This window comes from Bacillus cereus group sp. BfR-BA-01349 (genome assembly GCF_022663795.1).
Taxonomy (GTDB): domain Bacteria; phylum Bacillota; class Bacilli; order Bacillales; family Bacillaceae_G; genus Bacillus_A; species Bacillus_A cereus.
Genome location: NZ_JAKUGE010000005.1, coordinates 1 through 12,936 on the forward strand (window position 1 = coordinate 1; position 12,936 = coordinate 12,936).

A 12,936-nucleotide genomic window follows, 5' to 3' on the forward strand; every position below is an offset into this window, starting at 1 on the left:
ATTTTTCGATTCGATAGAAGGGTTCGAATATATGTTGTATATTTTCTTCTTTAATTTCGATACCTGTATTGATGATTTGTATTTCAATATGATTTTGCTTAGATTCTTGTTTTAACTTTATATAGACCTTTTCGTTATGAGGTGAATACATAATCGCATTATGAATGATGTTTTTACAGGCTTTTTCTAAAAGAGCATAATCCGTATAAACAAAAATATCAGAATCGACTTCTTTTATAATTTGAATGCCTTTTTGAGAAGCAAAAAATTCTAATTTTTTTGTGATTGTACCTATTAAATTTGTAAGATTAACTTCTTTTACTTGAAGTTTAAAGGTATGTTGTTCTAATTTTGACATGCTTAAAATTTCACGAACTAATTGTTCCAGGTTTTCAATTATTTGATAATTCCTCTTTAAATATTGGTCACGATTTTGATAAGGGCCAATATTATTGATCATCCCTTCCAAGTATCCTTTCATAACAGTAAGAGGAGTTTTTAATTCGTGCGCTACAATGGCAAAAAATTCCCTGCGCTTTGTTTCTATTTCTCTTTCCTTTTCAATATCACTTTTCAATTGCTGATTTGCTTTTTGTAAATTAATAGACATATCGTTCAAACTATAGGATAATTCCCCTAATTCATCCATAGAACGAACCTCAATTTTTTCGGAGAACTCCAGATTTGCCATCTTTTGTGCACCTTCATTAATGTAAATAAGTGGATTTGTAATAAATCTTGAATAGAAATAAGCACTTCCTATCCCAATAACCAGTACAATAATACTACTATAGGGAAGAAAACGTATCAATACTCGGGACGCTTCGTCAATCGGTTGAAAGGTTGCGAACACCATAAACGTTAAGGTAACATCTTGAAATTGAATCGGTATAGTAACTTCAAATGAGTTACGAAGGTTATCTGAACTCCCTAATGGTACAGTTGTAGCAAACCCATTTGCTTGATTATCTCCTTCGATGGTACCTTTTTGAAGAAAATTAAAAGTAGGTGAATAAACAATTGTCCCTTCTTTATTATGCAGGTAGATCACTGCGTTATTTTTTTGTGCGTATTCATCAAAAAGTGGTATTGCATTTTGAAACGTAAGATTTTTAGATTTATCAATTATTTCTTCTACTCCTGTTTGAAGCTGATTGGTTTTGTATTGCTCATAATATTTAGGGAGAAAGAAATATAAAGTTACATAAATCAGGGTGGCAAAGGCTAACAAAATGAGAGATGTACTTATAAAAAGTTTATAGGTGATTTTCTTCATCTTCATGATTTTTCATGACCTTATTCATCGATTTTATAACCAATGCCCTTTACTGTTTTAATGTAGGCTATACCTAGTTTTTTTCGTATATTTTTAATATGTGTATCTATCATTCGTGTGTCTCCGGAATAATCATATCCCCAAACTTTTTCTATGATGACTTCTCTTGTAAGTACTTTTTTCTCATTTTGAAGTAGCAGTTGCAGGATTTCAAATTCTTTTAAAGTTACGGGAACTTCAACTCTATTTACATATACTTTATATGCATCACCATCGATATGTAATTCTTTAAATATGAAATGATTATCGGTACTTTGCTTGTTGCTTCTTCTCAGAATTGCTTCAACTCGTCTCATCAATACATGAAAAGAAAAAGGTTTCGTAATATAATCATCTATCCCAAGGTCAAACCCTTTTATTTGATCTTGTTCTTCTTCTAGTGCGGTAAGCATAATAATGGGTATATTTGAATGACTTCGAATCATTTTGGCAACTTCAAATCCATTCAGGTTTGGCATCATCACATCAAGAAGAATTAAATCGAAGGCTTGTTTATTAAATTCTTTCATCCCCTCTAAACCATCTAATGCAACTATAACATTATACTCTTGTGTCATTAAAAATTGTTTAATTAGCTCTTGAATTTCTTGATCATCTTCTATCACCAGAATATGATAATTCATCGTCATATCACCTCTTATAGCCATTATAACCTTCTTATGTGGAGATGTATGTATGTATGACAGAAAGACAATATAAGGAGTCAGCCGTATGCCCATCACCTTAAAAATTTAACTAGAAAGGATGAGATTTTTTATAAATCTTTCGATTCAAAGTGAATTATAACTATTTTTTGAAGAACTGTGCCATTATTTTCCCATTTCTCTTTGAGAGAAACTTGCAAAAAATTTGGTTTTGTAAAAGGTAACTACTATTTTCAGGAAATGAATTAGCTACCATTTGTATTAGGATAAGTCAAAAAACGTGAAGGCTTCCCTCGGTCAATTATATAGCCTACAGGTATCCGTATAAGTACAGACAGACTTAATAAATACTTTGATACAATACGTTGAATTTCAAAAATATATTTTTCGCCCTTAATCTGTAACCAGTTTGTCTTGAGATACTCTACGATTACCGTATCTGTTTCAGAATATACGAATTGTATTTTATACACTTTCGTAAAGTGGACCCGCTTGTATTTTTCAAATTTAGAGTTTATAAAAATTGCTTAATCCCTCCAGTCTGCCTTTATATAACTTTTAAAATAGGTAACAGAGCCATCTCTAGAAACCATTTTTAAATGAGGGAATGTTTTAAGCCAAGCGGCCACATACCTTCTATATCCCTCGAGGGGATTAAATCCACAATTTTATGCGTCTCTATATTCACCATAATCGTTTGTCTTTTTAATAGCGAAATCATCAATACAGAATTTTGTAACTTAATTTTTAGCCATCATAACTTTCTTTTTTTAATTCAATGACAAATAGTATTTTTACTGATTTTGATTTTCTGCTGATTCAGTCTTTTAGCAGAATTAATAGAACTCATTTCTAACGAAAGGGCAAAAATCTCTTTTTCTAGACGTTTTGTATTCCGTGCCCTCGGCTCAATGAAAGAAAGCGATGCGCTAAAAGTAATATAAGCGCAGTCAGTGTTAATACAAATAAATTTAAGTAGTTCTAAATGAATGGATTTTATGTATTTCTATCCCCTAGTATGGACATGTAGCCTTTAGCTGTTTTTGACTCACATTATATCAACTTCAACTACTGTGAGAAAGAACCCTGTTTATCTTGATATTTACATTTGATTTAATGTATTGTTTTTTCTTAAGAGTGGATTTGGATTACTACTGAGGGATGGAACTTATATAATGAAATACAGAGGACGCTCTGCTCTCACTACGGATAAATTTAGTCATTATATTTCTCAACTAATATTACAAAATTCAGCTTCTTATTCGTTACATACCATGGTATTGTAAGTATAACTGTTACATATTTTTAAAAGCAGATATAGAATAAATAATCGTGTATAAATGAAGTGTAAGAAATTAATTATGATAACTACAATATAGGGATATCTTTTCAATCAGTAAGCTGCCTGTTCAGATGAGCGATCCAGTAACATACTGAGTTCACAAATTACAGAACCATATAAATGGCCTGTACGAAAGAAAAATCATCAGGAAAGAGAGAGCCTTCAATCTCAATATTTTATAAACAATAACTAATAATATTATCGTGCGTAACTGAGAAGATGCTTGTTTGGTGACAGTTGGACATAGGTACAATTGTTGTATGCTTTTTATACAAAAGCGCTTCTATTTGTAAGATATCCTTAAGGACCAGAGAAGAACCTGAAGATACCTAAGAACTTTCAAGCATAACTCTCCACGTCTTTTCTTATTCGATTAATGTAATAACTACAAACCATTTTTTTAAAGCACCCATTGTCTCGTCCATAATAAAACAGTCAAAGCTAATGATATCGGCAAACATAGTGGTGTTTTCTAATTCCGGTATTTCTGTCATACTTTTCTGATTAAATAAAAGTACTGCCTCGTAAGAGATACAAAAAATAACTTATAGTCATTACTATCCAACTCATTTGTAAACTACTTTCCAGAAAAACACAACATTCTTTTTACCTAAGTATAATGATTCAGCGAGAGTACCACACTCTATCTACAAATACTAGTATCTCGTAAAAATAGATACTCTTGGGTTCATAGGTATATCCCACCCCAAAAAACCTAACTTAATTATACAAGGCGCGGACAAAAATGATTGTACAAGTAAAAACTAATCAACAAATAGAGAAATTCAATCAAATATGGATGGAAAGTTGGAAAGAAAAAGGATTTGAAATAGAAGTATCAGAATCATACTTAAGTCAATTCTTGTTTAAAAAAGGAGATGAATTTGTTGCTACTATTGAGTTTAAATCAATAGAAAATTCATCAATTATTGATTTATTGCCATTAGGTAGTCTTGGGGAAGAATTGCAATTTAATATAAATCGAACAATTGAAGTTGATAAACTTTCAATTCAAAAAGATAGTAGAAAGAAAGGGTTATTATCATTAATACTTTCGTTTTTAATAGATTTTGCCATTAATAATAATGTCACTTATTATGTTGGTTTATTAGAACCGAATTTATATGCTGCATTAAAGAATTATTTCGAGTTTCCACTTGTTAGGCTAAGTAAGGATTTATGGTATAAAGGGGATTATGTTGTACCCATAAAATTAGATATAACAGATATGACTAACAATATTTTTAAATATAATTGGTATAGGTCTACTATCGACCATCTAGATGGAAAGACTTCTGGATGACTCAAACAAAAACCACGTTATTTTCGTTATTAGTAGTGTGAACTGCTTCCCGTCAATTAGACAAAGTAAAAAACAAAATATGATTCATACGATGACTTGATTTCGATATTCAATCGGAGTTAGGCCATCGTATTTTTTTACATAACGTTTATGATGATAAAAATGAATATATTGCTCGATACCATTAATTAACCCTGTGACATTATCAAAACTGTGTAAATAATAAAATTCAGCTTTTAAAGTTCCCCAAAATCTTTCGATATGCTGATTATCAAGGTATTTAGATACTCGGGACATACTCACTTTGAACCCGAACTTTTCCTTCAATCGATTGTATTCATGCGAAGTGTATTGGAATCCACGGTCATTATGAATAAGAGGTTCTGCACTCACTCGGATTTGCTTGGAATGATGCTTTAAGTGTATCCATAACTAAGGCATTATTGTTCCTATTGCTGATGACATGAGATATAATAAAATAGATACTATCCTCCATAGTATCTATCCATTATTCCCCTGTTTCCTTGCGAGTTTCCGGCTCGCAAGGTTTTTAAATTTATTTTCTCATACAAAGGAATACATACTATACTATTTACATAAAAAGTATAAAAGAAATATTACTGCTGATGTTTTTTCAATTCATCCAGTAGCTATTTTTCTCTTCATACTTTATTAACTATTGTTCACATCATATAGGTGTACAATGAAACAGAATCACACAACAAGCATTAGCGGAATTAGGAACCAGTTCCTTTTCTGGAGTACTTATCTACAAATATCGCAAGGTATAAAGTGCCTTTTTGGATAAGGATATACATAATATCATCGACCCATATTTTATTTCATCAGTCCGTTTAAAAAATTTAATTTAAGAAGTTGGGTCTTTCTATAGAAGTTGCTTTTTTATTATAATGTTTATAGGGCTATAGCGGCTTCTTTACGCATATAGCTTCATTTGACACATTAGTTTTCTTACGTTTTTCGATCCTCATCCAAAATAGAAAAAGCCATTTACAGATTTTCCATCCTTTCATCAACAACATCTATTTTTACATGTGGCTTCACAGATATTATCCTTACTTCTTCACATTTTACCTATTCTTCACTCAAATCTTTCGTGGGAATATTCTTTAGATTCATATGACACCTCCACTTAGTTTGGAATTCATCCCATGTACTAAATTCTATTTTTTAGAAGTCTGGTTTGCTCTTTCAAATTCAAACATGGTAATCCCTAACTTTTCATTCTTATCTTGTAACTGTACAAAGTGTGTACCTAAATCTGAAGAATATGGGACTTTCCACATATAACTGCCATTATCCTCAAACGTATTAATACGTATTTTTGACAAGCTATCTAGGGTACTTAACTTAAATTGTGCGACTTCGTATAAATATATATCCGGATCAAAAACGGAAAAGCCAGGAATATATTTATATTCCTCTAAACTTGAATGGATGTATTTTCCTTCCTGTTTCAAAAATTTGTTTATTTTTCTATATACGCCGTCTGTTCCTTTTTTCCATTCCTCAAAGCGGATCCGTTCTCCGGTGCGTACGTTACGTTTTTCGACACGATCATCCCCGATTAATCTATATGCATATTGACAATTTATACGATGATCACTCAATTTCACATATCCATCATTATCAACTGTAATATTAACCTTAGGCACAATTCCCACAGGTCGAATGCCATACGCTTGTCCTGTCTTTAATGTATTTCCATTCGTATCTTGCAATACTTGGGCACTATCAGCAAAACTTGTGGTACTAATAGTCAATGCAGATAGACCTATGATATAAGCCATAACTGCTTTTTTAGTTATTTTCATAAAAATCCCCCTATATGAACCTGTTTTATTGTGGAAGATATCCCTACCACACATTCCTGTCATATTATTTATCTACATATAGAAACAGTCTGTTTTTATACGTATTTTATTGATACAATGAAAACGGATTCGGCAGGATCGTTCACTTAGTAAGTTATTTATCCACTCAAATGTACACATAAAAATATCGGCGTGATTAATTTAATAGCGGGACATCTGTCTGTTTATTATCTACTCTTTTCGCGTCAAATGTAAATATTATTACTATAAACCATTTTTCAGATGTTCTATTCACAAAATTGGGCGTCAATAAATAGATCATTGTGCGACTCATTTCATTCTCATGAGAATTCCAGTATGTTTCATTTAAATATAAAATTCCATTATGCTTGCGCACTGATTTCATTGGAATCAATAGAAACGTCTATTTTTAAATATGGTTTCTTTCCAACTTCTTCGGGATGAATAACTGTAAATTTATTATACTTAAAAGTATATCCTCTGTTTATGAGTAATTCTAATTGGTCAGGATACTTACTCATTTCTGCAATATACGCTCCGTGTGTTCCTATAGGAAGTGTAATTTCTAAAAGAATGGATTGCCGATTGCCAAATGATGAATTAGGATCTTGTACTAATGAAGTACTCATATAACTATCTTGTTTAAATGTCTTCCCTTTAAATTGTCCCTCTAATTCCAATACTTTTTCTTTGTTTAATGTTTCATCTGATTCTCGTAACCAATTATAATCTTTACCGAATTGTTGTTCTGTTACTCTCCTATAAACCAGAAGTGTTTGTGGGATACTTGATTTTTTCAAAGCGGCATCTAATAGGGTTATTTGCTTATCTAGTTTTGTATTCCTACCTAGAATTCCGTTGTTCTCTCGTAGATACTCGTTAATAGGATCGTATAAACTACGTGTATACTTTGATACAATATCTTTTTCAGATACAGTCAAATTTGTTTTCCATTTAGCGAAAGTTTGGATTCCCCAATTTTCCGCTTCCGCAACATCACCTTTAAATTGTAATATTTCTCCACTTTCATTTTCTATCTGAGTATATCTTTCTTTGAATCTTGTTTGCTCAAGCTCCTTCATGTAATAAAACATAGCAGGTGCATACGCATGTAATCCCCCTTTATATCTTGCTTCGAAGTATTGGGCAAATCCTTCAGCAAACATATGCTCAAATTCTTCTAGGTGCTCACTAACAAACTCTTGATCTATTGGTTTGTCATACAATTTTACTGCTTTTTGCAAATCGTTGCTAAATAGTAACTCCTTTCCATCACGATCTGTATTGGAGCGAATTTGCTCAACAGCTTGAATAAAAGAATGATTCATTAACTCCTGTTTATAAGTCGTACTACTGATTAACGCTTTTCCTATTTCATAGTACACCTCTTTGCGTTTCGTATGACTCTCTGCATAATCTTCAATCCGTATCACGATTGTAGGTTTTCCCCCCGCCTTCCGGACGACAAAACGAGATGCTAAAGGGATCGGTTTTCCACTACTGTCTTTCATCACCTGTTCTTCAAGTCCTTGTAATTCTTTGTGCTTTGTTAATCGTTTATCTGTAACATGTATTACTCCTCCCCCCTTTTCGTATATCCCCAATACTTCATGGGGAAGTTTTTCCAATACAGCTCGCGTACTTTGAATCCTATCTTCATTTTCTCGTAAGATGTCTGGTTTCACAATTATTTGTAGGATATCTTTCATTTTTTCTTTTTTATCCTTAGCCGTTTCTTGTTCTCTGTTTTTTTTCTCCTCCACATAATCATGATTTGCAGCATGTACTGTAGTTCCATATAGTGGCGTAGTCATGATCAAAGCAGATATTACAGAAGTGGCACCTAAAATTTTATACGTGTATATAGTTGAATTCCTCATAAATCATCGCCTCCTAAAATACAAATCTATTATATGTAATAGTGAAAAATAAGCCTTTCTTATATTAGATAGGCTTATCCTTAAAATAAATACCTCTAATCAATCTTTTCTTTGAAAGTTAATTAATGGAAGATCATGATATGATTGATAGACCAAATAGTCGTGAATCATGTGATTCATTTTAGTAACAATATATTTGTAATGAATTTTCATCCTTACTTTTCCATTACACCATTTTCATTAAAATAGTGCATAGAATCATCTATCTCTTTCCAGCCTGTTACTTTCCTTCCATTTTCATCGAAATAATATTTTCTTCCTGTTTTTATGTTTTTTTCCCACCCTTTCGGTACGATTTGTATATTCATATTTGCATGTACTTGTATAGCATCTAACCCTTGATAGATATCTTGAATGCCCAAACTTTTTAGTTGGGAAGAAATCGCTTCACCGGTTTCTTTATCAAAAATCAATTCAAATTGTTCTATCGTTTTCTGTGGGCTTTTTAGCGATTTATTATTCTCTTCCAAATCAAATGCCAATTTTAACGCTTCTTTTAAAGTTATTTCTGGTTTTGTTTGTTCTAATGGATCCTCGGGGTCTATTGCAGCAACTCTTCTTTCAATCGTTTCATCACCTGTAATTAACAATAGGCGGGCACTCGTCGCTTTAATTTGTCCTATATATTCATCCCAATCAAGAGTTTTCTCGATTGCACCATTACGCTGTACTACGCCTACTTTTCCATTTACTTGATCTGTATCTAAATGGAATTTCTTTTCTCGTTCAAGGTATTGTAATTGTTGTAAATTCAGAGTAATCGGCATGGAACCAAAATCATCTTTGGTATTCAAAAGAATAGATGCATCGTTTTTTCTTGGATAATATTCCCCTGGTGAGATATGATTGGCTATTTGGTTTTCCTTCGCCATGATTGTTGCGAGAGGCGTACCATCGGTCAAAGATAATGTAGATGTTGGCTTCGCTTGATAAATCGGTGCGGTACCACTATTAACATATCGTATACCAGCTCCTACATACGCTGCCTCCGATTCCTTTATTCCTATTGTTTGAGACCAATTTGCTTCATTCGTATTAGAAATGGAATTTTCTAAAGAAACTGTTGAAGAATGATCTTTTGTAAAATTAGTAGAAATTTTTGCTCCAAAATCGAATAAAGAAGCGCTTATTTCTGCGTTCACTGAACTTGAAATCCCATCTGTCTTACTTGTAGATGTCATATGAGAGATAGAATGGTTTGCGGATCCCCCATTTTCTTGCGTTATATCTCTATTTTTAGATAAAATTATTCTTTCCATATTTACATCTACAATGGGATAGGCAGCTACTAGTGGATTTCTTGCCTCTTTTTTGACCAGTTTGTCAATTCGACCTGTAACTTTTGCAAAATCACTATACGGATCTGAAGCTGTACTCCACTTTTCTGGAGAAGACTTGTATTGAGTTAAACCTTTTTTTGTATGTAAATGCTCTATCCAAGGTACAATAATTGTTTTTTTATTTTTTACATCTACTGTATACCCTTCTATTTCTAATGAATCTGGAATTCCATCATTATCACTATCCATAATTTCATCATTCGTATCCAAATTACCTACGGTCCTAAGACTTCTTTTTGTTCGAGATTTCAAAGGTTTTTGTTTATTATTTGGAGCAAATAAACTTTCAGAGGGGATTACCTGTTTTTCATTATCTGGAGTTTCCCAATATAACTTTAGTTCCATTCCCTTGGTTGAAGAGGTATTGATTTGGTGTTTAATGGTGATTTCGTATAATCTATCTGGTTCCAAATTCATTTTTTGAGAAGGTGACAGCTCTTTCTGATCAATGAAAATCCGTGTATTTTTTTCATTTGAGGTTGAAAAAGCATACGCACCTTCTCTATCTATTTTAACGTGCCCTTTCCATATTGCTGATTGAACGGTTTTGTGATCTTCTGGTATTAATGTATGTAAATCGGATGTCGAAAGAGTCAAGTCACCTGTTTCCGCTGTTGTAAGGAATAGATTTTCTCTAAAGTTTGAATCCTTATAAAAATAACCAATTAATCCTTGTGAAGTTATATCTCCTTGTTTTGAACTTATCTCCGTATATTGAGTTTGTGCTTGAACAAGATTCAATCCACTTTTGTCTGAGACAAATACGGTTGAGCATGCTAAAATAGGAATTAACATTTTACTTTTCTTCATATCTTACTCCTTTTTATAATTAGTGTTTATTTTAATCATCTATATAGAACGCATTAATGAATTATAAAAAACAAGGCATAGTCGATCAATTACCTGTTGAGGCTGCTGATTTACCTTTTGGATAAATTCTTGTACAGCTTTACGGATTTCAGCAACGGATGTATAGAATACATTATAAATAACAGATGATTTGAGCCATTTCAACAGACCTTCAATTGGATTCAAGTTGGGACTATATGGAGGCAGAAAACCAGCTCCACCCTAGAGGAATGCTTCTCTAAAAAAGGTTGGATGAGCTTGCATGGTGAATTCGAGCATTATCTAGTATAATAACAATTTTCCCTTCGGGATATTGCACAAGTACTTGTTGAAGAAAAGATAAAAATACTTTCGCATCAAAACGTTCTTCCTCCATACATAGGATGCTTCCCTTTTCATAATCCAGAACGCCCAGTAACTTCACACTTTGATGAGCTCCGTAGGTAGGGATTTTCCGTTGTTTTCCTTTACAAAACCAAGAATAGCCAACGGCTACATAGTCACGAATTGTGGATTCATCTTGAAATAAAATGGTGTCAAATTCCCCATTTTCTAGTTTTTTTATATGTTTCGAACGTTTCACGAAATACTTGTTGCTTCTGCTCGTCTGCTTTTTCTAGTGTATAAGTTGGTCTCGTATGGCTGAAACCAAGACGATGTAGAATATTTAATACAGCTCTATCTTTGTATATAATGTTCCATTCTCGATATATCCACTCGCGAAGTAAAGGTGCTGTCCAGTTCATTTCTGGTTTGAGTCCCAATTCTGCTGGGGTATGGTGAAGAACAATCTCAGATATACGTTCTTCTTGTTCAGGTGTCAATCGGCGCGGTGCGCCTGGAGAAGAAGATAATTCGAGACCAGCAATTCCTGTTTCTTGATATCGTTTTACATACGTTCCTATCGTTAAGTTAGAACGGCCAATAATTTCAGCAATTTTTATATTGGTATAACCTTTTAGATGTAACATAATTGCTTGGTAACGTTCATACAAACGGCGATTTTTTTCATTTTTCATACATTGTTCTAACTCATTTATACGTGCGTCTAAATGATCATACTTCATAGCTCGTTTCATACACATATCCTTCCATTCTATAGTTGAATTCCGTATAGAATTAGACAAATTTATTCAAAATCCTTTAATGCATTCTATAAATATATATATATTTCGATTTAAGTTCCAATAACATTTTTAACATATACTTAAAAAGCTGTATCAATCAAATCACTTTCATTACAACCCCAAAATTATCGTAATCAACTCGTAAGTTTTGTTAACCTATGAAATGAACTCATGTATACTCCTTTCTACCGCAAATACATTTTCAGAATATCGAATTTTTTCATCTCCTACTATCGAATTACCTTACAAATACCTTACAACTTTGTAAGAATAAGCGCACAGCGGAATTTTATCTACACCAGAACATAACTAGATATTTCCCATAAATTATATATAGTTTTGTACACACCAATAATTTTTTTGCGCAACTAAGACCTCCTCTTACATATATAATCGACAATTCTTCACTTTTCTTTTCGACTAACCGATAGTTCCCTCAGCATTCTTACTACATCCAATAGGATTTTTTATGCGAATCATAAGAAACTGTTCATGCGTTATTATAAATATTCATTTTTACATATCCCTGAATAAAATCTCGTTTTTGGTCAACACTATAAACACGGTCATCTCATTTTGATTTTCCATTTTTCCACTTAAACTCTCCTGAACGAATACAAACAGTAGCTAGCAAAAGCTAGCTACTGTTTGTATTCGTATCACCTTCTATTCATCAAAAACTCAATCATTACTTATACGATTCTCAACTTTTCATCAAACAAATATTTTTTATTCTGTTGGAACACCCTATGTATTAAAATTTGCTGCAAAGGTAAAATAGTTAATCACCGTGTTTGGTTCTTTTTATGGAAACAGACCTCCTCTTCTTCCCATTACATACACCATCTTAAACCTTAATTTGTTGGTCTAATAATTTTGTTCCTAACTGACGCACATCATAGATAGACGGTGGCAGTTTCATAAACGAACATATCAGTACAATTGTTCGCTCGCAGCTATCCTCTCTAATGTTTTTTCTTATATTACGATTCTCTTCAATCCACCCTTAAGTACAAATAAATATTTATCTTCCACTATTTAAAATTTAATATAACGTTAATAAGATGTTTTTTCACCTTAATTATTTGCATTCGCTTCTTACAAAATATAACCTTATGTATAAATGATAACTTAAATATGGATCTTTCCCATGTTTAGGTTGACATTTTCAACTTATGAAGGATTAACAACCTAACATA

At 32.4% G+C, this 12,936-nt stretch carries 7 protein-coding genes and 1 pseudogene; 1 reads left to right on the forward strand and 7 read right to left on the reverse strand.

Annotation, left to right across the window (positions count from 1 at the left end; translation table 11 throughout):
* Window positions 1-1,282, reverse strand: a 1,282-nt coding sequence (locus MR169_RS04580) for a sensor histidine kinase (RefSeq protein WP_242318971.1), incomplete at its 3' end; no start/stop codon positions are given.
* A gap of 14 nt (window positions 1,283-1,296) precedes the next feature.
* On the reverse strand, window positions 1,297-1,983 hold the full coding sequence (locus MR169_RS04585) for a response regulator transcription factor (RefSeq protein ID WP_242318972.1): 687 nt from the start codon (window positions 1,981-1,983) through the stop codon (window positions 1,297-1,299).
* 2,084 nt (window positions 1,984-4,067) lie between these two features.
* On the opposite strand from MR169_RS04585, the gene MR169_RS04590 reads away from it, so the two are divergent.
* On the forward strand, window positions 4,068-4,625 hold the full coding sequence (locus MR169_RS04590; RefSeq protein ID WP_242318974.1) for a hypothetical protein: 558 nt from the start codon (window positions 4,068-4,070) through the stop codon (window positions 4,623-4,625).
* 84 nt (window positions 4,626-4,709) lie between these two features.
* Here MR169_RS04590 and MR169_RS04595 read toward each other — a convergent pair whose 3' ends face one another.
* From MR169_RS04595 to MR169_RS28155, 5 genes and pseudogenes are all read right to left on the reverse strand, one after another.
* A complete protein-coding gene (locus MR169_RS04595; RefSeq protein WP_242318976.1) occupies window positions 4,710-5,018 on the reverse strand; it encodes an IS3 family transposase in 309 nt (102 codons plus the stop codon).
* A gap of 791 nt (window positions 5,019-5,809) precedes the next feature.
* A complete protein-coding gene (locus tag MR169_RS04600) occupies window positions 5,810-6,460 on the reverse strand; it encodes a hypothetical protein (protein ID WP_242318977.1) in 651 nt (216 codons plus the stop codon).
* Between the two features lie 383 nt (window positions 6,461-6,843).
* Entirely contained in the window at window positions 6,844-8,361 is a 1,518-nt protein-coding gene (locus tag MR169_RS04605) for an ADP-ribosyltransferase (RefSeq protein WP_242318978.1), read from the reverse strand.
* A gap of 215 nt (window positions 8,362-8,576) precedes the next feature.
* The gene (locus tag MR169_RS04610) at window positions 8,577-10,571 is read right to left on the reverse strand and encodes a binary toxin-like calcium binding domain-containing protein (protein ID WP_242318979.1); all 1,995 of its coding nucleotides are present in this window, start codon (window positions 10,569-10,571) and stop codon (window positions 8,577-8,579) included.
* A 39-nt stretch (window positions 10,572-10,610) separates the two neighbouring features.
* A pseudogene (locus tag MR169_RS28155) lies at window positions 10,611-11,677 on the reverse strand (IS630 family transposase).
* Window positions 11,678-12,936: the final 1,259 nt, after the last annotated feature.

Bases quoted from the DNA above. Each gene is read 5' to 3' on its own strand.
- MR169_RS04610 (WP_242318979.1), bottom strand. From the start codon at position 10,571: ATGAAGAAAAGTAAAATGTTAATTCCTATTTTAGCATGCTCAACCGTA.
- MR169_RS04605 (WP_242318978.1), bottom strand. From the start codon at position 8,361: ATGAGGAATTCAACTATATACACGTATAAAATTTTAGGTGCCACTTCT.
- MR169_RS04590 (WP_242318974.1), top strand. From the start codon at position 4,068: ATGATTGTACAAGTAAAAACTAATCAACAAATAGAGAAATTCAATCAA.
- MR169_RS04600 (WP_242318977.1), bottom strand. From the start codon at position 6,460: ATGAAAATAACTAAAAAAGCAGTTATGGCTTATATCATAGGTCTATCT.
- MR169_RS04585 (WP_242318972.1), bottom strand. From the start codon at position 1,983: ATGGCTATAAGAGGTGATATGACGATGAATTATCATATTCTGGTGATA.